Source organism: Bacteriovorax sp. As-1, from assembly GCF_058446905.1.
Window position 1 is genome coordinate 2,738,552 of the sequence record NZ_CP184341.1, and the last position, 21,433, is coordinate 2,759,984.

At 37.8% G+C, this 21,433-nt stretch carries 24 protein-coding genes and 1 pseudogene; 14 read left to right on the plus strand and 11 right to left on the minus strand.

What is annotated here, in order from left to right; translation table 11 throughout:
* The first annotated feature begins 108 nt into the window (after window positions 1–108).
* Complete coding sequence (gene tetC, locus ACN20O_RS13980; RefSeq protein WP_000428546.1) at window positions 109–702, plus strand: tetracyline resistance-associated transcriptional repressor TetC; 594 nt, start codon at window positions 109–111, stop codon at window positions 700–702.
* Between the two features lie 112 nt (window positions 703–814).
* On the opposite strand, the gene tet(B) is transcribed toward tetC, so the two are convergent.
* Complete coding sequence (gene tet(B), locus ACN20O_RS13985) at window positions 815–2,020, minus strand: tetracycline efflux MFS transporter Tet(B) (RefSeq protein WP_491634536.1); 1,206 nt, start codon at window positions 2,018–2,020, stop codon at window positions 815–817.
* A gap of 81 nt (window positions 2,021–2,101) precedes the next feature.
* Here tet(B) and tetR(B) point away from each other — a divergent pair, with 81 nt between their 5' ends.
* Entirely contained in the window at window positions 2,102–2,725 is a 624-nt protein-coding gene (gene tetR(B), locus ACN20O_RS13990; protein WP_000088605.1) for a tetracycline resistance transcriptional repressor TetR(B), read from the plus strand.
* Here the strand turns inward: tetR(B) and ACN20O_RS13995 are convergent.
* From ACN20O_RS13995 to ACN20O_RS14005, 3 genes are read right to left on the minus strand one after another with little or no spacing between them, the layout of a single operon-like run.
* Complete coding sequence (locus ACN20O_RS13995; protein ID WP_001284954.1) at window positions 2,703–3,389, minus strand: ArsR/SmtB family transcription factor; 687 nt, start codon at window positions 3,387–3,389, stop codon at window positions 2,703–2,705. The two genes, tetR(B) and ACN20O_RS13995, sit on opposite strands and share 23 nt — an antisense overlap.
* A gap of 7 nt (window positions 3,390–3,396) precedes the next feature.
* Complete coding sequence (locus ACN20O_RS14000; RefSeq protein WP_000460651.1) at window positions 3,397–3,783, minus strand: hypothetical protein; 387 nt, start codon at window positions 3,781–3,783, stop codon at window positions 3,397–3,399.
* The gene (locus tag ACN20O_RS14005) at window positions 3,776–4,096 is read right to left on the minus strand and encodes an antibiotic biosynthesis monooxygenase family protein (protein ID WP_000562370.1); all 321 of its coding nucleotides are present in this window, start codon (window positions 4,094–4,096) and stop codon (window positions 3,776–3,778) included. The genes ACN20O_RS14000 and ACN20O_RS14005 overlap by 8 nt, the downstream gene beginning before the upstream one ends.
* 443 nt (window positions 4,097–4,539) lie before the next feature.
* On the opposite strand from ACN20O_RS14005, the pseudogene ACN20O_RS14010 reads away from it, so the two are divergent.
* From ACN20O_RS14010 to ACN20O_RS14020, 3 genes and pseudogenes are all read left to right on the plus strand, one after another.
* A pseudogene (locus ACN20O_RS14010) lies at window positions 4,540–4,962 on the plus strand (sodium/glutamate symporter); the annotation flags it as partial.
* Window positions 4,963–5,029: 67 nt separating this feature from the next.
* A protein-coding gene (locus tag ACN20O_RS14015; RefSeq protein ID WP_491634537.1) for an IS3 family transposase occupies window positions 5,030–6,171 on the plus strand; the annotation gives its coding sequence in 2 pieces (ribosomal slippage) (window positions 5,030–5,294 and window positions 5,294–6,171; 1,143 coding nt in all).
* Between the two features lie 277 nt (window positions 6,172–6,448).
* The gene (locus ACN20O_RS14020) at window positions 6,449–6,865 is read left to right on the plus strand and encodes an arsenate reductase ArsC (protein WP_491634538.1); all 417 of its coding nucleotides are present in this window, start codon (window positions 6,449–6,451) and stop codon (window positions 6,863–6,865) included.
* Window positions 6,866–7,673: 808 nt separating this feature from the next.
* Here ACN20O_RS14020 and ACN20O_RS14025 read toward each other — a convergent pair.
* Both ACN20O_RS14025 and ACN20O_RS14030 read right to left on the minus strand, forming a co-directional pair.
* Window positions 7,674–7,895, minus strand: a complete 222-nt coding sequence (locus ACN20O_RS14025) for a nucleotidyltransferase domain-containing protein (RefSeq protein ID WP_491634539.1) — start codon at window positions 7,893–7,895, stop codon at window positions 7,674–7,676.
* On the minus strand, window positions 7,867–8,733 hold the full coding sequence (locus ACN20O_RS14030) for a GNAT family N-acetyltransferase (protein WP_491634540.1): 867 nt from the start codon (window positions 8,731–8,733) through the stop codon (window positions 7,867–7,869). The genes ACN20O_RS14025 and ACN20O_RS14030 overlap by 29 nt, the downstream gene beginning before the upstream one ends.
* Before the next feature lie 149 nt (window positions 8,734–8,882).
* Here ACN20O_RS14030 and ACN20O_RS14035 point away from each other — a divergent pair, with 149 nt between their 5' ends.
* Both ACN20O_RS14035 and ACN20O_RS14040 read left to right on the plus strand, forming a co-directional pair.
* Window positions 8,883–9,041, plus strand: a complete 159-nt coding sequence (locus ACN20O_RS14035) for a hypothetical protein (protein ID WP_491634541.1) — start codon at window positions 8,883–8,885, stop codon at window positions 9,039–9,041.
* A 22-nt stretch (window positions 9,042–9,063) separates the two neighbouring features.
* Complete coding sequence (locus tag ACN20O_RS14040; RefSeq protein WP_491634542.1) at window positions 9,064–9,342, plus strand: DoxX family protein; 279 nt, start codon at window positions 9,064–9,066, stop codon at window positions 9,340–9,342.
* Between the two features lie 264 nt (window positions 9,343–9,606).
* Here the strand turns inward: ACN20O_RS14040 and rbp are convergent, their stop codons facing one another.
* Window positions 9,607–9,873: an RNA-binding regulator gene (gene rbp, locus ACN20O_RS14045; protein WP_491634543.1), complete on the minus strand. Its 267-nt coding sequence runs from the start codon at window positions 9,871–9,873 to the stop codon at window positions 9,607–9,609.
* Between the two features lie 446 nt (window positions 9,874–10,319).
* On the opposite strand from rbp, the gene ACN20O_RS14050 reads away from it, so the two are divergent.
* From ACN20O_RS14050 to ACN20O_RS14060, 3 genes are all read left to right on the plus strand, one after another.
* Window positions 10,320–10,694, plus strand: coding sequence for a hypothetical protein (locus ACN20O_RS14050; protein WP_491634544.1), 375 nt, complete (start codon window positions 10,320–10,322; stop codon window positions 10,692–10,694).
* Window positions 10,695–10,879: 185 nt separating this feature from the next.
* On the plus strand, window positions 10,880–11,077 hold the full coding sequence (locus ACN20O_RS14055) for a DUF5522 domain-containing protein (protein ID WP_491634545.1): 198 nt from the start codon (window positions 10,880–10,882) through the stop codon (window positions 11,075–11,077).
* A 692-nt stretch (window positions 11,078–11,769) separates the two neighbouring features.
* Window positions 11,770–12,126, plus strand: a complete 357-nt coding sequence (locus ACN20O_RS14060; RefSeq protein WP_491634546.1) for a zinc ribbon domain-containing protein YjdM — start codon at window positions 11,770–11,772, stop codon at window positions 12,124–12,126.
* 25 nt (window positions 12,127–12,151) lie between these two features.
* Here ACN20O_RS14060 and ACN20O_RS14065 read toward each other — a convergent pair whose 3' ends face one another.
* Window positions 12,152–12,799: a methyltransferase domain-containing protein gene (locus ACN20O_RS14065; protein ID WP_491634547.1), complete on the minus strand. Its 648-nt coding sequence runs from the start codon at window positions 12,797–12,799 to the stop codon at window positions 12,152–12,154.
* Between the two features lie 62 nt (window positions 12,800–12,861).
* On the opposite strand from ACN20O_RS14065, the gene ACN20O_RS14070 reads away from it, so the two are divergent.
* Window positions 12,862–14,069 (plus strand): IS3 family transposase gene (locus ACN20O_RS14070; protein ID WP_491639281.1). Its coding sequence is split into 2 segments (ribosomal slippage): window positions 12,862–13,186 and window positions 13,186–14,069, totalling 1,209 coding nucleotides; the frame shifts between segments, so codons are not numbered across the junction.
* Window positions 14,070–14,183: 114 nt separating this feature from the next.
* On the opposite strand, the gene ACN20O_RS14075 is transcribed toward ACN20O_RS14070, so the two are convergent.
* The 3 genes from ACN20O_RS14075 to ACN20O_RS14085 all read right to left on the minus strand — a co-directional run bounded on the left by ACN20O_RS14075 (window position 14,184) and on the right by ACN20O_RS14085 (window position 18,074).
* On the minus strand, window positions 14,184–14,465 hold the full coding sequence (locus tag ACN20O_RS14075; RefSeq protein ID WP_491634548.1) for an RNA recognition motif domain-containing protein: 282 nt from the start codon (window positions 14,463–14,465) through the stop codon (window positions 14,184–14,186).
* A 751-nt stretch (window positions 14,466–15,216) separates the two neighbouring features.
* Window positions 15,217–17,406 carry an OsmC domain/YcaO domain-containing protein gene (locus ACN20O_RS14080; protein WP_491634549.1) on the minus strand — a complete coding sequence of 730 codons (2,190 nt, stop codon included), beginning with the start codon at window positions 17,404–17,406 and terminating at the stop codon, window positions 15,217–15,219.
* 149 nt (window positions 17,407–17,555) lie between these two features.
* Window positions 17,556–18,074 (minus strand): lipocalin family protein, encoded by a 519-nt coding sequence (locus ACN20O_RS14085; protein ID WP_491634550.1) that lies wholly within the window; start codon window positions 18,072–18,074, stop codon window positions 17,556–17,558.
* A gap of 142 nt (window positions 18,075–18,216) precedes the next feature.
* On the opposite strand from ACN20O_RS14085, the gene ACN20O_RS14090 reads away from it, so the two are divergent.
* From ACN20O_RS14090 to ACN20O_RS14100, 3 genes are read left to right on the plus strand one after another with little or no spacing between them, the layout of a single operon-like run.
* A complete protein-coding gene (locus ACN20O_RS14090; RefSeq protein WP_491634551.1) occupies window positions 18,217–19,503 on the plus strand; it encodes an NAD(P)/FAD-dependent oxidoreductase in 1,287 nt (428 codons plus the stop codon).
* Window positions 19,500–20,231, plus strand: coding sequence for a DUF1365 domain-containing protein (locus ACN20O_RS14095; protein WP_491634552.1), 732 nt, complete (start codon window positions 19,500–19,502; stop codon window positions 20,229–20,231). Before ACN20O_RS14090 ends, ACN20O_RS14095 begins: the two co-directional genes overlap by 4 nt.
* The gene (locus tag ACN20O_RS14100) at window positions 20,224–21,426 is read left to right on the plus strand and encodes a class I SAM-dependent methyltransferase (RefSeq protein ID WP_491634553.1); all 1,203 of its coding nucleotides are present in this window, start codon (window positions 20,224–20,226) and stop codon (window positions 21,424–21,426) included. The genes ACN20O_RS14095 and ACN20O_RS14100 overlap by 8 nt, the downstream gene beginning before the upstream one ends.
* The last annotated feature ends 7 nt before the right edge of the window (window positions 21,427–21,433 follow it).

A 21,433-nucleotide genomic window follows, 5' to 3' on the forward strand; every position in this document is an offset into this window, starting at 1 on the left:
AGAATGCTGTTCAATATACATAAAATAACCTAAATGTTCTTAAGATTGTCACGACCACATCATCATGATACCATAAACATACTGACGGTATGTTATTTTAAATCTATCATGGAAAATAAAAATCATCAACAAGAAAATTTTAAGAGTACCTATCAATCACTGGTTAACTCAGCACGAATATTGTTTGTTGAAAAAGGCTATCAAGCTGTTTCAATAGATGAGATCTCGGGAAAAGCGTTGGTGACCAAAGGTGCCTTTTATCATCACTTTAAAAATAAAAAACAATTACTCAGTGCCTGTTATAAGCAGCAATTAATTATGATTGATGCCTACATCACAACAAAAACTGATTTAACAAATGGTTGGTCTGCCTTAGAAAGTATATTTGAACATTATCTTGATTATATTATTGATAATAATAAAAACCTTATCCCTATCCAAGAAGTGATGCCTATCATTGGTTGGAATGAACTTGAAAAAATTAGCCTTGAATACATTACTGGTAAGGTAAACGCCATTGTCAGCAAATTGATCCAAGAGAACCAACTTAAAGCTTATGATGATGATGTGCTTAAAAACTTACTCAATGGCTGGTTTATGCATATCGCAATACATGCGAAAAACCTAAAAGAGCTTGCCGATAAAAAAGGCCAATTTATTGCTATTTACCGCGGCTTTTTATTGAGCTTGAAAGATAAATAAAATAGATAGGTTTTATTTGAAGCTAAATCTTCTTTATCGTAAAAAATGCCCTCTTGGGTTATCAAGAGGGTCATTATATTTCGCGGAATAACATCATTTGGTGACGAAATAACTAAGCACTTGTCTCCTGTTTACTCCCCTGAGCTTGAGGGGTTAACATGAAGGTCATCGATAGCAGGATAATAATACAGTAAAACGCTAAACCAATAATCCAAATCCAGCCATCCCAAATTGGTAGTGAATGATTATAAATAACAGCAAACAGTAATGGGCCAATAACACCGGTTGCATTGGTAAGGCTCACCAATAATCCCTGTAAAGCACCTTGCTGATGACTCTTTGTTTGGATAGACATCACTCCCTGTAATGCAGGTAAAGCGATCCCACCACCAGCCAATAAAATTAAAACAGGGAAAACTAACCAACCTTCAGATATAAACGCTAAAAAGGCAAATGCACTACTATCTGCAATAAATCCGAGCAGTACTGCCGTTTTTTCGCCCCATTTAGTGGCTATTCTTCCTGCCACAAAGGCTTGGAATACTGAGTGTAAAAGACCAAGACCCGCTAATGAAAAGCCAACCATCATGCTATTCCATCCAAAACGATTTTCGGTAAATAGCACCCACACCGTTGCGGGAATTTGGCCTATCAATTGCGCTGAAAAATAAATAATCAACAAAATGGGCATCGTTTTAAATAAAGTGATGTATACCGAATTCGATTGCGTCTCAACCCCTACTTCGGTATCTGTATTATCACGTGTATTTTTGGTTTCACGGAACCAAAACATAACCACAAGGAAAGTGACAATATTTAGCAACGCAGCGATAAAAAAGGGACTATGCGGTGAAATCTCTCCTGCAAAACCACCAATAATAGGCCCCGCTATTAAACCAAGCCCAAAACTTGCCCCTAACCAACCGAACCACTTCACGCGTTGAGAAGCTGAGGTGGTATCGGCAATGACCGATGCCGCGACAGCCCCAGTAGCTCCTGTGATCCCTGAAAGCAAACGGCCTAAATACAGCATCCAAAGCGCACTTGAAAAAGCCAGCAATAAGTAATCCAGCGATGCGCCTATTAATGACAACAACAGCACTGGGCGCCGACCAAATCGGTCAGACATTTTTCCAAGCCAAGGAGCAAAGATAACCTGCATTAACGCATAAAGTGCAAGCAATACGCCAAAGTGGTTAGCGAAATCTTCCGAAGCAATAAATTCACGTAATAACGTTGGCAAGACTGGCATGATAAGGCCAATCCCCATGGCATCGAGTAACGTAATTACCAATGCGATCTTTGTCGAACTATTCATTTCACTTTTCTCTATTACTGATAGGGAGTGGTAAAATAACTCTATCAATGATAGAGTGTCAACAAAAATTAGGAATTAATGATGTCTAGATTAGATAAAAGTAAAGTGATTAACAGCGCATTAGAGCTGCTTAATGAGGTCGGAATCGAAGGTTTAACAACCCGTAAACTCGCCCAGAAGCTAGGTGTAGAGCAGCCTACATTGTATTGGCATGTAAAAAATAAGCGGGCTTTGCTCGACGCCTTAGCCATTGAGATGTTAGATAGGCACCATACTCACTTTTGCCCTTTAGAAGGGGAAAGCTGGCAAGATTTTTTACGTAATAACGCTAAAAGTTTTAGATGTGCTTTACTAAGTCATCGCGATGGAGCAAAAGTACATTTAGGTACACGGCCTACAGAAAAACAGTATGAAACTCTCGAAAATCAATTAGCCTTTTTATGCCAACAAGGTTTTTCACTAGAGAATGCATTATATGCACTCAGCGCTGTGGGGCATTTTACTTTAGGTTGCGTATTGGAAGATCAAGAGCATCAAGTCGCTAAAGAAGAAAGGGAAACACCTACTACTGATAGTATGCCGCCATTATTACGACAAGCTATCGAATTATTTGATCACCAAGGTGCAGAGCCAGCCTTCTTATTCGGCCTTGAATTGATCATATGCGGATTAGAAAAACAACTTAAATGTGAAAGTGGGTCTTAAAAGCAGCATAACCTTTTTCCGTGATGGTAACTTCACGGTAACCAAGATGTCGAGTTAACCACCCTTTAGATTCATAAAGCGAAAATAATGCGGCTCCAACGTACCCACCTAAATGGAAACGGCGTTCACTCCAATCTAAACACGCACAACAGATTTTACGTGAATGTTTGGAAGGAACGTCAATTCCCATTTCATGAAAATATTGAATACCACTTAATGTGATCATTGAACCATTTTCAGTGATCCATTGCTGTTGACAAAGGGAATCATAGATCTTAACGGCAACTTCGCCAGCTAAATGATCATAGCAAGTACGTGCTTTTCGTAAATGCACTGGCGTGGAAACTTTGGCATGTACGCCATGGTTTAAGGAGATCCCCATCATACTTTCCATCAATTCAGCAATATCTTTTCCTGCTAGCCGAAAATAACGATGCTTGCCTTGAGCTACTACTGTGATTAGCTGGCAATCTAATAATTTAGATAAATGACTGCTCGCCGTTGAAGCTGATATATTCGCCACAGAACTTAGCTCAGTGGCCGTCCAAGCTCGCCCATCCATCAAAGCACTGAGTATTTTAACTCGTGAAATGTCAGACATAGCCGCCCCTATCGCGGCTATTGAGGACTCAAAGGTAACCTCTTTTCGTATTAAATTAGCCATCGCAAGTTCACTTTATTGCCCAAGGGAGCGTAACAGATGCAGCCATACTATCATTGTCCGTTATTAATATCAGTTGGTTAGCATGGTCACTGTATTGCACTAAAATATTAATGTTATTCTCCGCCAATACTCGTGCTATTTCGCCAAGTTCCCCCGGTTTTTCCTGTTTTAACTTACGAATTAATGGTGTCCGGATCGCAAGTACTAACAGTCCAGCTTGCTCTAGCGCTATTTTAGCTTCCTTTCCTTGTTCAACAAGAAAATGAGCATGGCATTCATCACCAACCGTAAATATCCCTCCCCCTTCCAATCCAATACCTTTATTACCTAATGTTTTTCCTAGTAATGCTAATTGTCCTATTTGATTATCTAAAACAACGTGAACATCAAACATTATCCTTGTCCTTTTTAAATGAATATTCGCGAGTAATATGAGCAATACTAATTTTGTAAAAATCAAATATTGACTCTCGCCCTTCTTGTTGAGCTTTCGCATGTAAAACATGATTTTTCCATTGCAGAACTGCGTATTCGTTTTCCCACCAAGATAGCGATAACATTTTTCCTTCTGTAGCTAGACTTTGAAAACGTTCAATTGAAATAAAACCAGCTACATGACTTAATAGTGGTCTTAACTCCTCAGCTAAAGTCAAATAGCGAGTTTGTTGGTCGGGTTGTATTTGCACCTCAAATATTACAGCAATCATATTTTTCTCCGTTATTAATCAACAAACAGAGTAATCCACCCGAAAATTAACACTTCGATAAGCAACGAAATATAGAAAGGTCATGCTGCTGTTTTATGTTGTATATCACACTTCTTTAAATTGCTCGGCCTGCGCTTATCATGTTCTCCTTCTCTTATAATTTTGTTTATTATTTATACTTTTTTATTTTTTGCTATCACCGAAAATAGTGCGGATCCCGCATGGTATTTAGGTTTACCCATCATTAAATACCATTGTTGTTATTTTAATCTTTTTAATATTTCATGATTAAGATCACACTAAAATTATGACCCTATTAACTAAAAGTTATGGATACCCTAATAAAACTCATTGTTAAAGATTAGTTAACCAAAGTAACTTCATTTTTCACTATTGTTAAATTGTTATAGTGAAAATTCTGGTAAACTAATAGAGGTAAAAAAATGATCCTAGATGCCAGTTATACATTATTAGTCGCATGTATCGCGCTACTCATAGGAATGTTTGTCGTAAAATTTACCCCGTTCCTACAAAAAAACCACATACCAGAAGCCGTCGTTGGTGGCTTTATTGTTGCAATTGTTCTGTTAATTATTGATAAAACATCAGGTTATTCGTTTACTTTTGATGCTTCATTGCAAAGTTTATTAATGCTCACATTCTTTTCCTCTATCGGGCTAAGTTCTGACTTTTCTCGACTGATTAAAGGAGGAAAGCCGTTAGTTCTATTAACTATTGCAGTAACGATCCTAATCGCCATTCAAAATACTGTCGGCATGAGTATGGCTGTCATGATGAATGAAAGTCCATTTATTGGCTTAATTGCAGGTTCAATTACTCTAACAGGTGGTCATGGTAATGCCGGAGTGACCTGAACCCCAAAATCTAGTCCAGCACATATGTTACAATTCCTCTATAAAATATGGAGGACCGATGCCTAGAGTAAAACATTCAATGGAGCAAATCATTGCAAAGCTTCGCAAAGCAGACTTGATGCTTTCTGAAGGAAAATCTGTCGATGATGTTGCAAAAGTTCTGCAAGTAAACAAACTCACTTATTACCGTTGGAAGAAAGAATACGGCGGAATGCAAACGGAACAAGCAAGAAAACTAAAAGATCTTGAAAAAGAGAATGCCAGACTTAAGAAGTTGGTAGCAGAACTTTCACTCGATAAAGATATTTTAAAGGAGATTAATAAGGGAAACTTCTAAGCGCTGAGAGAAGAAGGAAAGCCGTTGATTTAGTGCTTTCAAAATTCTGTGTATCAGAAAGAAAGGCCTGTTTGTTGGTTGGAGTTCATAGGGCCACTCAGCGCTATGAGAGAATTAAAAAAGACGATGAAGCAATTGTTCGAGAAAGAATAATAACTCTAGCAACTAAGTACGGGCGTTATGGATATCGTAGAATAACGGCACTACTCAGGAGCGAAGGATGGTCTGTGAATCATAAACGAGTTCAACGAGTGTGGAGAGAGGAAGGATTAAAAGTACCTCAGAAACAACCAAAACGTGGTCGTTTATTTTTGAACAATGGTTCAACGATCAGACATCGTCCATTTTATAAAAATCATGTTTGGTCTTATGACTTTGTGATGGATCGAACTCATGATGGAAGAGCATTTAGAACATTGAACATAATTGACGAATACAGTCGTGAATGTCTGGCGATTCGAGTGAAAAGAAAAATTAATTCTCACGATGTCCTAGAAACATTGGCAGATTTATTTTTGATTCATGGACCACCGGCCTTTATTCGTTCAGACAATGGCCCTGAATTTATTGCGATAGAGCTAAGAAAATGGTTAAGCGATGTAGGAGTGAAGACTCTATACATTGAACCAGGAAGTCCTTGGGAAAATGGATACTGTGAATCCTTTAATGGCAAACTTCGGGATGAACTTTTGAATGGAGAAATTTTTTATACACTAAATGAGGCTAAAGTAGTTTTAGAAAATTGGCGAAAAGAATATAATCAAATTAGACCGCATAGCTCGTTAGGATACAAACCGCCAACCCCGGTAACGATCCTCCCGAGATATGAATTGAGAGAGAAAACGGAATTGTTACATGGATAATGGACTAAACGTTGGGGGCAGGTCAGCCATTTCTGCTAATTTTCCAATCGTTATCTTTTCCATAATAGGACTATATCATCCGTACCATGGTACAGAGTGAATAGATTGTTTCACTTCCTGTAATTTTAGATGGTTAAGCTTGTAGGGCTTTGGCTAAATGCGAAGTTGTTAAACCTATTTATTAAGATTCTGTTAGGTGCTTGACTGCGTACTGCGGTACGGATGCTATAAACTTTTTTGTCATTTCATTCTTAAAAAGAAAGTTAAAGGAGAGGATATGTCTGCAAAGAACATTTTATTTTTATGTGTGGCGAATTCAGCAAGATCACAGATGGCAGAGGGGATAGCCAGAAAACTATTTGGCGATAAAGCCGTTATCGAAAGTGCAGGTTCACTTCCAAAGGGGGTTCATCCATTGGCAATAGAAGCAATGAATGAAATTGGAGTTGATATTTCGAAGCAGTATTCAAAAAATACAGATAAATTACCATTAAGATTTATTGTGAAAATTGATTTCATGATTTCATTATGTGAAGAAGATACTTGTCCAGATATGGCCTCAAGAACAGCTAAGAAATTAAAATGGCCAATCCAAGACCCTGTAACTGAAAATAATATAGAAAGTTTTAGAGAGGCCAGAGATAGAATTAAAGAATTAATTCAAGAATTTGGTAAAGAAGAAGGACTTCTTTAATCTAGTTGTTAAAAGAGAGTAATGATTAGCTGATATTACATCAGCTAATCATTGTTTGAAGCATTGGCATTAATATTCTTAATTTATTCTCATCCATCCCGAAAAGACTTCCTCAGATAATTAAGTAGTAGTAATTGTGATTTTTTGATTTACCGAATTTTTAGAAATTAAAATGGAAAGGGTTGTTAGAGTAAAAAAAGATAGTCCGACTGAGTCCGACCAGTCCGACTGATTCCGTGAAATAAGATGAAATTAAGTGAAATATAGTGAACTGACGAGTTCTTGTGTTGGCTAGTTTTGTCTCTCAAATGATTAAAATAATTAATAATAAAAAAGTCTTTGCTGTGAATCGGGTAATTCTGGAATTGGGCACCTAACCTGTTTTAAAGATTCATTTTACTCATTAGGTAAGAGTTAAAACCGAACCGGTCCCGAACTTTACCGAACTTTAATCTAACACAAATGATGAAGGAGAAGGAATCACAATTTTAGTTCACTAACTTGTTCAACTAATTTCTTGAGTGCTTTAAAGTCGGCTGGACTTTTTAGTGATTTATCTAAAAGCTGATAAGTTTTCTTATCGTTTTGTAAAAGCCATTTGAAGCTTTATTTTGAACCCCAGTATCTGAGCTTACGAATGTTAAAGTAGTCTGCTAATAACGCTTCTTGGAGCCACGAGCGACGGTATAGACCTTCGATGTCACCGAGCTTAGTTCGTTCAAGCATTTTATGTAGCCATACTCTTCGTGCTTCAATTTCGTCATTGGGTAGCGGCTTATACTTTTTCTTTAAGGCCGAGTTGAGTATCTTAATGAAGGGAGTTTCGAACTGATTTTTTTGGTAGATAACCTTTGCGCACACCCATTATGTCATAATCGCTTGCGGAAGTTGCATCACCTCTTGCCCGTGAACCGTATAGAATGACGGTGTGGCATTTATGCTTTGTTATTAATAGTTCAATTGCCTTTTGAAGGTAATCTTTCTCTGACGACGATCTCATTTTAAAGATCACCTTTTGCAGTAAAGTCATAATGAATGTTTTGGCCGATCTTAATAAAGCCAATTTTTTGATAAATTGAATTAGAAGTTGGATTTGTGAGATCGGTAAACAGACTCGCAAACTTTTTTCCGTCATTTATTACTTTATGGGCCAGGAGTGCAACTACACTGCTTGCATAGCCCTTACCCCTCAAATTTGGAGGCGTATAGACGAGTGAAATGGTGCCACCATTTAGAGTTGAGCGTGTATTGGCAGCCATTGAAACGATCTTGTTGTCTTCAGATAAAAGAAGAAAAATACTTTTGTTATCAAGATGTCTTCTCATTAGCTTCTCAATATTCTCTGGGATGATTTGTTCTTGAGGAAAACAATCTTTTTGGAAGCCGGCGATATATTCCATTAAAATAGCTTGATGTTCGATAGACGCTTCAATTAAATCGCCCAAGATCACTTTAGGTAAAACGACTTTAAAACATTCGTACACACCCAAGTGTATATTAATTTTGAAATTAAGCTTATTAAGATTCGTCCACTGATCTCTAAAATATGTAGCGGTTACTTCTTCACCGACCACAGCTTTCAAGCTAGTGTTAGATTTATTCAAATCTTTAATAAGCAAGTCAACAGCATCGGTAGGCATTTCTGTTACGATAAATGGGCGATCTTCGTTTGATCTTAATGCAGAAGCTATGACGAGGTTATTTTCATCCAAAATTGAGTAATATAATGGCCCAGTAACTTCAATTTTTTTATCACGTATACTGTATGCTAGCCCGAGAATAAGATTGTAAAAGCTTTCACGTTCTAAAAGAAGCTCTTCGTTGTTTAACAAAAAATCATTAATATTGTCATACGGTATAAGTTTCATAAGAAAGATGGTCGCATGAGTTATTTACCAAATCAAACAAAATACCAATGGCTTAATACCATAGGACAACTTACCACGTAGGCTAGGACCTGCCTCCACAAATCTAGTCCAGAAATAATGCTACCGTTCCTCTATAAAAAGGAGGAACTATGCCTAGGATTAAGCACTCGATGGAGCAAATCATCGCGAAACTTCGTAAAGCAGAAATTCTTTTTGCTGAAGAAAAATCAATTGATGATGTCGCAAAAACTCTTCAGGTAACGAAACACACATATTATCGCAGGTATCTTTTTAATTACGGCCTATGAAAAATTATCAAGCTAACTTTCTATGGAAGTGATGTTTAGTGCTATTAATTTTGGTCAATGGTTTTATTATTTAACAGGTATGCTTGAATTGATAGCAGCTATTCTCTTATTTATTCCTTCTCTTACGGGGATTGGAGAATTGCTCATCGCATGCATTATGGTCGGAGCGATTAGTGCAAATCTTTTTTTGATTGGCGGAAGTTTTACACTTTCGCTTTCTCTGTTTTTTATATCTTTATTAGAAATTATTATAAGTAGGAAGAAAATTTTAAGGGTTATGAAAATCTATATTGATTTATAATAACCTTTTTTTGTATTAATGAAGATAAAAAAAGCCCCTGTATCCGGAGCTTTTTTATAAAAACGATTTAGTCGTAAGATTTTTTTGCTTTTTCTTTTTTCCTATCCTGTTTTTCTTTCGTTGTAAGTTTTACTTTATCCTTGTCTTTGGATTTTTCCTTACCTTTGTCCTGTCCTTTGGCCATAACGATCTCCTGGTGGATATTTAGAGTGAAGAAATAGTGGCAGCCTCACCAGCTGCAACTTTAAAGTTAACTTGAGCTAATTAATAACGGCTTTTTGGAACCATTGGCTTGGCTTCAGAAACGTTCATTGCGCGTCCACCGAACTCAGTTCCGTTTAGTGCATTGATCGCACGGTCTGCTTCGATTGCTGATGACATTTCAACAAAGGCAAAACCCTTTGAACGGTTTGTATCGCGATCGATAATAACTTTTGATGATTGAACAGTTCCAAACTCTGCAAATTTTTCAGAAAGTGCAGAATCATCAATTGAGTAACCTAGGTTACCGACATAAATTTTTTGTGACATAAATACTCCAAATAAGCTTTCACCACCACTTTGAGCGATGAAAAATGTTAATTTTGATTTTGAGTTTATGATCAGAGGTGAGTTCTAATTATAAAACAAATTCTTTAAGAAAATCTGTTTTAATAATTTCAAACGAATGACAAGACTAGATCAGATGTATTCACTCTACGCTTAGTTGAGATTAAAAGCAAGTTTATAAAGAGTAGGCAGGAATTACGGGGAGTTGACTGGTCTGGAGCTGTATCCAAGACAAAAAGTACTCTCATTTTTAGATGAGGCCTTAAGACGTTCTGGAGTGATGTTAAATTGATGGAAACAACCATCTTCTCAATCTTGCCTCATAATATTGTATCTTCCGAGCGTTCAGGTCATGAGCAAGTGTCTAAAATGTGTAACTAGAGAATCAAATTCTTGAGTTTCATTTATATAAAGATAAAATAATTTAAATGAGTAAATCATTAAGAGCCTTTTATAACATTCCACACGATAAGAGCGAATTGCTGGAGTTCGAAAGACTTGGCTTTCTCTTTGTCACTGTCGTTTTCTTTTTTACGAGTGCGCTTGTCTTTTTTGTTATTTTTCACAAATTCAACCTAGACTTATTTTATAAAAATATGAATTTGGGGATAGTGATGGTGTTTAATGGTGTTGCTTATTTAGCCTTTTCAAGAACGGCCCACTATTTTTCTAAAGAAGTCCTGAAAATTAAATTAATTCTAGAGTTAGAAAAGATTATAAGAAATTTCTGGAGCCATTATTTATTTATTTATGATAGGAATACAGTATTTAAGTTTAGCATTGAGGTTATACCTAGACCATGATTTTTCATCTGCAGTGATAATGTTTTCAATTTTTATAGGCTAACATTAATGAGCCTATATTGTTGATTGGAGAAAGTTTCAGAATTTAAAAGATAAGTATTCTACTTTCTTTGCGGAGTAAGAAGCCATCGAAATGCTTTTTTCTATTGTTCCTCATTCCGACCTAGTGTATTAAATACCAAGTAATGAAAATTAAATTAGACCCAAAAACATATAAAGAGCTATGCGCTCAATTGAACAAAGAAGCTTCTCTCGCCAAAGAAGATAGTTATATCGACCCTAAAAACGGTCAGTTCATATCGACTTCATACTACCTTCAACATTTAAGAAAATGTTGCAAAGGTGGGTGTCGCCATTGTCCTTTTGGATTTAAAAAAAGATAGCCTTGAGGCGGGGTATTGTACTAGCGCCAGGTAATAACGGCCTTTTTTATTTACTGTATTTCTGCTTTAAAGATAAATATTTCTTCGAGCTCATCACCTTGTTGAGTGCCTTCTGCCACTGGGCTATCTCTTCATCGGGGACATCTTTAGAGGTAACAATATAAAGTGAAGAGCTGATCAACTTTAGATTTGTTTGCTTCAATGAATCCAGAGGCCGATTCATTTTCTTCAACCAGAAGCTCACTCCTTATGGGGTTTCCCCAATTCCAAGGTCGCAACGGCCAAGAATAACTCTTAAATAAATACTCTCAGGGCTCACACCTACATCAAGATTTGTAAACCCATTGGCCTTCAGTAAAGTAGAGACTAACCCAGATTCACGGGCACAGACCGATTTAACTTTTATGGCGTCTTCAAGTGAGTTGATTTTTTAAGTGCTTCCTTTCTTTTTATAAAAATAGATGGCCTGTTCACCAAAAGGACCAATCCATTTGTAGAGAGTTTTTTTTCCGGCGTCATGACCATGGAGAAAAAGAGAACGTGCTTGGATTTTTCAAGAACTTTTATAGCTCGAGGCCTATTTAAATAAATTACATGATAATTAATAACTTTTAGACAGAGGAATGGACAATTTGGTCTGTCATGATGCAAAATCTCCTTATAAAGATATTCAATTCATAAAAGGACCGACCATGTCAGATGACGCTCAAACTTGCCCAAAATGCAACTCGCCATACGGATACTCAGATGGGAACCTGTGGATCTGCCCAGAATGTGCACACGAGTGGACTCTAGCGGCCGAAGAAAAAGCTGAAGAAATTGTTGCAGGCCCTAAATTTTTAGATGCCAATGGGGTCCAGTTACAAAATGGCGACACTGTTAGAACTGTCAAAGACCTGAAAGTGGGCGGCGATACGCTAAAGTCTGGAACGAAAGTAAAAAGTATCCGCTTATTGGATGATCCAATTGATGGGCACGATATTTCATGTAAAGTTGATGGATACGGATCGATTTATTTAAAATGTTCTGTTGTTAGAAAAGATTCATAAAGAGGGGGCGAGAAATCGCCTTTTTTTATTCGGTAAGCTGATGGGTATAAATGAGAAATGATTTCTCCCTTACAGTGTTCTCTTTTTTAAATTCTTTATAAAATTTAGTCATCAAACTCTGGATTTCATCTCCGCGGGCAATGATAATCAGCTTGTTTGTCTGCATTCTTTCAATAAGCTTGTTAAGAATTTTTTTTAAGTCACTCACCCTGCCAAAATCATAAATAAAATAGACACATGATTCTGGGAGATTAAAATCTTCCAAGAGGATGTCATCTTCGATTAATCTGTAATTTTTAAGTTTTAATGTTTCATAAACTCTTTGGGCCTCTTTGATTCTTTTGGAGACAAGTTCGTACCCAATAAATGAGACGTCTGGAAAATAAAAGGCAGACACAATTCCAACTCTTCCGTATGCGCAGCCAAGGTCAGTCACTGTTTTAATGTTTTTGTGTAAGATCTTCTCAAAAAGAGAAGCGACTTCACCATAAGGAGTCAGTAGGTGATGGGGGTCTAAACCAATCCAACTTTCGCGATTGATTTTATAAGGGCGTTTCGACGCATCAGAGTTCTCTAGAGCATAATGTTGAAAATTTTTTTTGAGTCTACTTTCAATTTTGAATGTATTGAATCCCAGGAGCCTGTCGAGCTCCTGAGTGTGATAGCCCCTCATAGAACCGGACCACTAAGTTAGCTTCATAACGGAGGTTAACGACTATGAGTACGACTAGTAGTATGACTAGTCCTAAGGTCATCATCGGTGTTCAGAAACGCCGAAAATGGTCAGAGGAATTGAAAATGAGCTTGATCGAAGAAACTTTTAAACCAGGGCAATCTGTATCATCAGTTGCGAGACAAAACGGAATTTCTCCTTCACAATTATTTTATTGGAGGAGATGTATGGAGAATGGTGCTGTTACAGCAGTAAGAGCTGAAGAGGAAGTTGTTTCTGAATCAGAATATAAAAAGGCCCTTGCTAGAATCAGAGAACTTGAACGTGCTCTTGGTAAAGCTACTCTTAAAAATGAGATCCTCAAAGAAGCAGTACGCATTGGACGCGAAAAAAAACTGATCTCGCGCGCACCATTGCTCGGCATGGACGATTTTCAGTGAGGCAGATAGCCGAGACACTGGAAGTCGCGAGAAGCAATCTCACGGAGCAAATGAAAAAAGAGATTGATCAACCCAAAAAAGAAAATTACGAAGATGAGTTTTTACTTTCAAAGATAAAGGCTATTGTCGCTGAAAGACCAACTTATGGATATCGAAGAGTAACAGCGTTGCTTTGCTCAGAACTGCTTTCTATTGGGAAAAACAGAGTGAATCACAAGAGAGTTTATAGAATTATGAAAACAAACGATATGCTTCTCGCTCGCTACGATAAAAAGAAAACACAAACTCATGACGGACAAGTAATCACTCTTAAAAGTAATACTCGTTGGTGCTCTGATTGTTTTACGATCCAATGTTTTAATGGTGATAGAGTGCATGTTGCTTTTGCTCTTGATACTTGTGATCGTGAAGTTATGAGTTACGTTGCTTCGACAATTGGAATTGATGGTGCCGCAATTAGAGATCTTATGGTTGATTGCCTTGAGACTCGATTTGGAAAAATAGATTATCTACCTCATCGTGTGCAATGGCTTTCGGATAACGGTCCTCAATACACTAGTCACGAGACAGTCAAATTTGCCCGCTCAATCGGTTTTGATGTGCGAACGACACCTGCATACAGTCCAGAATCAAATGGAATGGCAGAAGCACTCGTGAAGACTTTTAAACGCGACTATGTTTGGTTTGGTGATTTAAAAGATGCGGCCACAGTAATGGGGCAACTTGAAAAATGGTTTGAGGATTATAATGAAAATGCTCCTCACAAGGGGCTTAAGATGAAAAGTCCGAGACAATTTAGACGTGAGAATGAGAAAACATTAGCTAGCTAGGTGGTCCGGTTTGACAGGGGCAACTCCACTGAGAATGTTTTCTTGAATCCATATTGGATGGCAAAAGAAAATTGTCGCGAGTGAGCGTCGCCTTAACGCTCGTCGCTTTGGTCACTACCACTTTTTAGAAAATGATGTTGTTCTAGGTGCTAATTCTTTTGCAACAGACACAACAATACTTCTTCCATCAAGTTCACTTCCATTGAGGTGAGAGATCGCTCTTTGAGCTTCAGATTCAGTTTCCATATTAATGAAAGCGAAACCTCTGCTTCTGTTGGTCATATTGTCGATGATAACTTTCACTTCCTGGACATTGCCAAAATCAGAAAATGCGTTAATCAGGTTATCTGATGTAGTTGAGAAATTGAGGTTACCCACGAATAATTTTTTTGTCATAAAGACTCCAATTTAATGGCCGCAATAGTACGGCGTTTTGAATTAATTAAAGTTGGATTTTAGAAGAACAAGGCGGGGTCTAATAATAACGAACGATATTTAACAAGCAAACCATAGCCTGCTTTTGAATAATAAGACAGGTTTTTTAATTATATCTTTGTTTTTGTGTGTAGAATCAGTGCTTTGTATTCATTTTAATTATCTTTTCGCCCTGATTTTTTCCAGATTGGACTTAATCTCTTTATCTTGAATAGAGGCTTTTGTTTTAATGATGTCATTTTTTGATTCGCTCTTTGATTTCTGGCATTAGGTTTTGATCAACCGGAATAAGATCCATGGCCTCAATGGCCTCTTAAGCACTTGTTTTTGACGTTGCTTAAAGGCGGCATTGGTAAGGCCCTTGCTCCATGAGGATGGTGGTTTTATGAGTAGGGACGAGTTCTCTGTTTGAATTTTTTTCTAATTCTCCGATATCCATCAGTCGCTTAAGTGCCTTTTCAGTTAAAGGAATTTTCCCTCTCAAAATACGAGACTAAAGAAGCCTGAATGTTGAGGTGTTGGGCAAAAGCACGTAGCGAGTAAAGCGGATTTATCTTTTTTCGTCTCTCAAACTCATTAGCAATATATTGCTGAAATTTAGAGTTTTTCATGAATGATAAACGTACAACATTAGGCCGTATTTATGAAGTATCCGGAACAAAATTACACAATATGTGTGACAATGTCCCAGATTGTTAAGTGTAGTATTCTCTTATTTAGAAGCGTTTTGACTTTTGGCCTTTTGAAGCTTTTTATAACTTTCAATAAGTCTTAAGTGTTTATCGAGACCTTCCAGTTCGGAATTGGTCTTTGGCAGTCCAAAGAATCTTACTTCTCCTGTGACAGTTCCTACGGCATTTTTCATCACTTCCGCTCCAAACATTCTCGTCATATTCGGAAGATAGTCGGCGATTTCAAATTCTTCATCTAGTTCAATGTCTAAAAGAGCGTTGAGTGCCTGATAGAAACTTCTTCTTGCTGCAGAGTTGTCGTTGAAACTCATAAACATTTCAACATACTCTTTGGCCTCTTCAAAACGCTTAAGCGCCAGAAGCGAAAGGCATTTCAATTCGCCGATATCGAGCTGTCCCCAGGTTGTGTTTTCATCAAAGGCTATTCCGATCAATTCAGAAATTTTTGTGTAGTTATCAAGTTCACTTTCTTCAAGTTTTTTTACAAGTTTGCTCAGGGTCTTATCATCCAGAGAGTGGATGTTGAGGATGTCTGATCTAAAGTTCAAGGCCTTATTATTGTTGTCCCAAATCAAGTCTTCTGGAAGATAAATTTCCGAGTAGTCAGGAACTAAGATACGACAAGCTTTTACACCAAGCTCTTCAAAGTCAGCGATGTAAACTTCTTTTTCCAACTGGTTTAAAATATCCATCAGGTAGTTGTATTCGTCTTCTGTTGAACCAGAGAAATCCCAGTGAGAAAAATCATAATCAAATTTCTCGCTGAAGAACTTCCATGAAATAACACCAGTTGAATCAATGAAATGGTCAATGATGTTGTTGTGTTCTGTCACTGCACTTTGGTTAAAAGTAGGAGCGGCAAGAACATTGAAGCCTTCAAAACTTCTTCCTTGAAGAAGTTCAGTTAAGCTTCTCTCAAGCGCGACTTCAAATTTCGGGTGAGCTCCAAAAGAAGCGAAGACTCCGCCATTTTTTGGATTCATTAAGGTCACACACATGACAGGGAATTTCCCGCCAAGCGAGGCGTCTTTGACGACAATTGGGAATCCTTCTGCTTCGAGCTTCTTGATTCCTTCAACGATTTTTGGGTACTTCGCCAGAACATCGGCCGGAACATCAGGAAGTGTGATTTCTTCCAGAATGATTTGGTTTTTAACCGCTCGTTCAAAAATTTCTGAAAGACACTGAACGCGCGCTTCATATTTTGTATTTCCCGCACTCATCCCGTTACTAACGAAAAGGTTTCCTATCAGGTTTGCAGGAATATAAACGATTTCTTTGTCTGATTGTCTTTCGTATGGAATCGCACAAATTCCACGTTTCGCGTTTCCAGAGTTTGTATCAATTAAGTGAGATGATTTTAATTCGCCCTCTGGATTGTAGATACTTAGGAGATAATCATCCATTAAGCCTTTTGGAAGAGCATCTTTTGCTCCTGGCTTAAACCATTTCTCAGAAGGATAGTGAACGAAATCACCTTGAGCGATTTCTTCACCTAGGTAGTAGTCGTTGTAAAGGTAGTTATTGCTAATGCGCTCAAGGTATTCCCCAAGAGCAGAGGCCAGGGCCGCATCTTTGGAAGCTCCCTTACCGTTTGTAAAACACATTGGAGAATCAGCATCGCGAACGTGTACAGACCAAACATGAGGAACGGGATTTCTCCACGAAGCGATTTCAATTTTAATCCCAAGGGCAGCGATAATCGCCGACATATTTTGGATAGTCTCTTCAAGTGAGCAGTCCTTTCCAAGGATCATCGTTTTAGCATCTGAAGCTGTCTTGTGATTATACATCAGACCAGCATCATCTTTTCCAAGAACGTTATGGGTCTTGATAATGAATTCTGGAGTCTGTTGGATAACTTTTTTTACTGTACAGCGATCAATGGATTTTAAAATCCCTTCGCGGTCGTGTTCTGAAATGGACTCTGGAAGTTCGACATCAATCGTCCATGTTTGCTTATACCTGTTTTCCGGATCGACGATATTGTTTTGAGTGATGCGAATGTCATCTGTTGGAATACTGCGAGCGGCACAATACACCTTCACGAAGTAAGCAGCACACATTGCACTTGAAGCTAAGAAGTAATCAAATGGACTTGGTGCTGTCCCATCGCCTTTATAACGAATAGGCTGGTCAGCAACCAGGCTATAGTCGTCGAACTTTGCTTCTACTTTGAGATTGTCTAAAAAACGTACGTTGATTTGCATAGCCTCAGTCAATATCACTTCGAATGCATTGTGAATATTGAATATGCCTGGGAAAGGTAAGAATTACATTGGTAGAGGAGAGGATGAAAATAGGGTAACTTATTGATATGACAAAGGCCCGGCGAAAGACTGCCGGGCCCCTACTTATTCTAGAAGTGAGAGTCGACGACCCTCGACGTGTCGAACTTCAGTTTTTTAGCATAATCTAAGTATTCTTTCTTTACTGCTTCATCCACATAAGGAGTGCGAGAAAGAATCCAAAGCGACTTGCGATCTTTAGAACCTACAAGAACTGTTGAGTATGATTCATCGATTTTGATGATATTGTAATCGCCTTTAACTTTGAAAAGTTTAGTCCAGAAGTTATCAAAGGTAACAATGAGTTCTGAATTGGTAACAGGATTGATAACAACGGCCTGTCCCTTAATTGTTTTTGTTGCTCCGTTTTTCTTAATACAAGTATTGAGAACAGAAATTGTTTTCTCATCCTTAATGGCATAATCAGCAGTTTGTGCAACACAGTTTCTCGTAAAAATTTGAGGTAGAGCAGTGACGGCGTACCATTTACCGACGTACTCTTTTACATCAATATATGAAGCTGTCGGTAAAACGTCGTGCGCCCATGTTGAAAATGAAAATAACATAAAAATAGCAATTAAAGATTTCATAAAGCCTCCATAAAGAAATGGTTTTCAACATAACTTAAATTAACTACCTGGAATGGACTTGTTAAGGGCCTTTAGGTCGGTCGAACAATTGTCTACCCCTGATCTCATTGCTTAGATCAAGGTGATGGCCTATCCTCATCACATGAAAAAGGTTGCAATTATAGGTTCGGGAATTTCAGGTGTTTCGGCGGCATATTACCTCAATAAGTTAGGGTATGAAGTCTCGCTTTTTGAGGCGGGATCTTACTTCGGTGGTCACACCAATACAAGAGATGTTAATATTGATGGGACCCTTCATCACATCGATACAGGTTTTTTAGTCCACAATAACCGTACCTATCCTAACCTTATAAATTTTTTTGATGAACTAGAAATTGAGACCCATCCTAGTGAGATGAGTTTTAGTGTTATGCGCTTAAGTGATAACCTGATCTGGGCAGGTTCTAATTTGATGACTGTTTTTGCTCAGACTAAAAATATTTTTCGACCGCGCTTTTATTCTTTCCTTAAAGAAGTTCTGCGTTTTAATAAAAATGCGCAAGCGTATTTAGAAGAATCAAAACAAAGAGGACGCCTGAGCCTTGGTGAACTTTTAGTTGAAAAAGGTTATTCAAAGGATTTTCAAGACTGGTACTTGCTTCCAATGGGAGGCTGTATCTGGTCGTCGCCAACGACAAAAATGTTGGATTTTCCGGCCTATACATTTTTAACTTTCTGCCAGAATCATGGGCTGTTGCAGATTTTTGATCGTCCTCAATGGAAAACTGTTGTCAATGGATGCAAGACCTATGTGCAAAAAGCGCTCTCTGGAATTGAGAGGAAGTATCTGAACGAAGCTGTTTTATCCGTACACAAAGAATCCGGCCATTTAATCGTAAAAACGGCAAAGAGAGAAGAGTCATTTGATTATTGTTTCTTTTGCACTCATCCTCCGCAGACATTGGATATATTGAAAGATTCAGAAAAAGATGTTGTGACATGTCTGCAGAAATTTATCTATCAACCTAATACGGCTGTTTTGCATATGGATGAGAGCATTCTTCCTAAAAAGAAATCCGTTTGGTCTGCGTGGAATTATTTATCAGCAAAACAAGATGATTCTTCTGAAGCCGTGTCAGTAAGTTACCTGATAAATAAACTGCAAGAGTTGGTAACGAAGAAAGCTGTGATTGTAACTTTGAATCCATCTGTGCCTATAAAAAAAGAGAAGACGGTTGAAGTTATCCAGTATGAACACCCGTTATTTTCTGCCGACGCGGTTGAAGGGCAAGAGCAAATGAAAAAAATGCAGGGAAGAAATAATGTGTATTTTTCAGGTGCCTGGATGCGCTACGGATTTCATGAAGACGGTATTTTAAGCACCAAAGAAGCAATCAATGTCTTTTTGAGAGATGAGAATAAAGAAAGCGAACAATTAGAAATTCTATGAAAGCACTATACCGGGCAAAGATTTACCATAAAAGGTTTTTACCGAGAGTAAATGAGTTTCTTTATACCGGTTTTTATCTGAAGTTTTCTTTGGATGAAATGGAATCCCTTAAATCCAGACTTTTTGGCGTAAATAGGTTTAATCTTTTTTCTTTTTACGAAAAAGATCATGGTCATCGCGATGGTTCATCGCTTGCAGAATGGGCCAGAGAGATCTTGGAAGAGTCGGGTATTCACAACTTTCAAGGAAAAATTGTTCTTCAAACTTTCCCCCGTGTCATGGGGTACGTATTTAATCCTGTCAGCTTTTGGTTTTGTTATGAGCAAGAAAAATTGCTTGCTGTCATTTGCGAAGTAAACAATACATTTGGTGAATCCCATAACTATGTTTTAAAGAATAACCCAGCGCAAGAGATCAATTATTTAAGTAAATATTTTCATGTCTCGCCCTTTTATGATGTGAAAGGAGAGTATGAATTTGATTTAAGATCTAGAGATAGAGTGAAGATCAATTATTACTTTGATGACAAGCTCCAGCTTATGACTTCCATCTCTGGCCAGGAAGTGGACCTTAATGATCAAAACCTTTTAAAATTGTTTGTTAGGTACCCTTTTTACACTATGGCCGTTGTGGTGCTTATTCATGTCCAAGCATTGTTTCTTTATCTGAAAAAAATAAAATTTTATACTAAGCCAATCAAAGGAAAAGATGAGGTGACCTATGAGTAATATGGAAAGCGCAATTTTAACAAAGGAAACTCCCGCTTCAAGTTGGGTTGTGCTCTTTTTAGAAATGATGTCGAAGATTGAATATGGATCAGTGACAATCTTAACTCCTACTGGTGAATACTTAAACTACCTGGGAAAACATAAAGGTGAACATGTTTCGATCCACATTATAAACTGGAAATTTTGCGAAGAGCTTTTTTTAAAAGGTGATATAGGTCTCGGTGAAACGTACATCGCCGGTCTTTGGGAGTGTGACAATATTCACACTCTGATTAAGTTTGGGATTGATAATAAAGCATCACTAGAAAGAGTGATCAAAGGCTCAGTTCTTAAAATTTTATTTTACCGGTTAAAGCACCTGTTAAATCGCAATTCAAAAAAAGGAAGCCAGAAGAATATTCATGCTCACTATGACCTGGGTAATGAATTTTATAAATTATGGCTAGATTCGAGCATGACTTATTCAAGTGCTCTTTTCAAACAAAAGAATATAAGTCTTTTAGAGGCCCAGAATAATAAATATCAAAACATTCTTGATCAACTAAATGTGAAGGCCGGAGATCACATCCTGGAAGTTGGCTGTGGTTGGGGAGGCTTCATGGAGTATGCCGCCCAAAAGGGTGTTAAGGTTACTGGGATCACCATCTCAAAAGAACAATATGATTTTGCCAAAGACCGCTTAGAGAAATATACAGACTACGCAACCGTGAAGCTCATGGACTACCGTGATATCCAGGGGCAGTATGATCATATCGTCTCTATTGAGATGTTTGAGGCCATTGGAGAAGAGTACTGGAGTGGTTACTTTAGTAAGCTTCAGTCTGCCCTAAAAGAGGGAGGCAAACTGATCATCCAGACAATCACGATCAATGACCAGGATTATTCTTCATACCGTAAAGGCACCGATTTTATCCAGCAGTACATTTTTCCAGGCGGAATGCTTCCATCACCAGAAATTTTCAAAAAGGTGTCTGAGCAAAAAGGCTTTAAGATTACCGGCAGAGTCGATTTTGGTCTGGATTATGCAGAAACTTTAAAACTGTGGGAAGAAAAGTTTTTGTCTTCTCTTGAAGCAGTCAAAAAGTATGGCTTTGACGAGAAATTTATCCGCACTTGGGTATTTTATCTCAATTACTGCCGCGGTGGTTTTGAGGCCGGCAAAATTGGAGTTTCTCAATTTTATCTGACTAAATAATTAAGGA

Excerpts from the sequence above, each read along its gene's own strand:
- tetC (WP_000428546.1), top strand. The coding sequence starts at position 109 with ATGGAAAATAAAAATCATCAACAAGAAAATTTTAAGAGTACCTATCAA.
- ACN20O_RS13995 (WP_001284954.1), bottom strand. The coding sequence starts at position 3,389 with ATGGCTAATTTAATACGAAAAGAGGTTACCTTTGAGTCCTCAATAGCC.
- ACN20O_RS14000 (WP_000460651.1), bottom strand. The coding sequence starts at position 3,783 with ATGTTTGATGTTCACGTTGTTTTAGATAATCAAATAGGACAATTAGCA.
- ACN20O_RS14005 (WP_000562370.1), bottom strand. The coding sequence starts at position 4,096 with ATGATTGCTGTAATATTTGAGGTGCAAATACAACCCGACCAACAAACT.
- ACN20O_RS14020 (WP_491634538.1), top strand. The coding sequence starts at position 6,449 with ATGTCTGCAAAGAACATTTTATTTTTATGTGTGGCGAATTCAGCAAGA.
- ACN20O_RS14025 (WP_491634539.1), bottom strand. The coding sequence starts at position 7,895 with ATGACTTTACTGCAAAAGGTGATCTTTAAAATGAGATCGTCGTCAGAG.
- ACN20O_RS14030 (WP_491634540.1), bottom strand. The coding sequence starts at position 8,733 with ATGAAACTTATACCGTATGACAATATTAATGATTTTTTGTTAAACAAC.
- ACN20O_RS14035 (WP_491634541.1), top strand. The coding sequence starts at position 8,883 with ATGCCTAGGATTAAGCACTCGATGGAGCAAATCATCGCGAAACTTCGT.
- ACN20O_RS14040 (WP_491634542.1), top strand. The coding sequence starts at position 9,064 with ATGGAAGTGATGTTTAGTGCTATTAATTTTGGTCAATGGTTTTATTAT.
- rbp (WP_491634543.1), bottom strand. The coding sequence starts at position 9,873 with ATGTCACAAAAAATTTATGTCGGTAACCTAGGTTACTCAATTGATGAT.
- ACN20O_RS14050 (WP_491634544.1), top strand. The coding sequence starts at position 10,320 with ATGAGTAAATCATTAAGAGCCTTTTATAACATTCCACACGATAAGAGC.
- ACN20O_RS14055 (WP_491634545.1), top strand. The coding sequence starts at position 10,880 with ATGAAAATTAAATTAGACCCAAAAACATATAAAGAGCTATGCGCTCAA.
- ACN20O_RS14060 (WP_491634546.1), top strand. The coding sequence starts at position 11,770 with ATGTCAGATGACGCTCAAACTTGCCCAAAATGCAACTCGCCATACGGA.
- ACN20O_RS14065 (WP_491634547.1), bottom strand. The coding sequence starts at position 12,799 with ATGAGGGGCTATCACACTCAGGAGCTCGACAGGCTCCTGGGATTCAAT.
- ACN20O_RS14075 (WP_491634548.1), bottom strand. The coding sequence starts at position 14,465 with ATGACAAAAAAATTATTCGTGGGTAACCTCAATTTCTCAACTACATCA.
- ACN20O_RS14080 (WP_491634549.1), bottom strand. The coding sequence starts at position 17,406 with ATGCAAATCAACGTACGTTTTTTAGACAATCTCAAAGTAGAAGCAAAG.
- ACN20O_RS14085 (WP_491634550.1), bottom strand. The coding sequence starts at position 18,074 with ATGAAATCTTTAATTGCTATTTTTATGTTATTTTCATTTTCAACATGG.
- ACN20O_RS14090 (WP_491634551.1), top strand. The coding sequence starts at position 18,217 with ATGAAAAAGGTTGCAATTATAGGTTCGGGAATTTCAGGTGTTTCGGCG.
- ACN20O_RS14095 (WP_491634552.1), top strand. The coding sequence starts at position 19,500 with ATGAAAGCACTATACCGGGCAAAGATTTACCATAAAAGGTTTTTACCG.
- ACN20O_RS14100 (WP_491634553.1), top strand. The coding sequence starts at position 20,224 with ATGAGTAATATGGAAAGCGCAATTTTAACAAAGGAAACTCCCGCTTCA.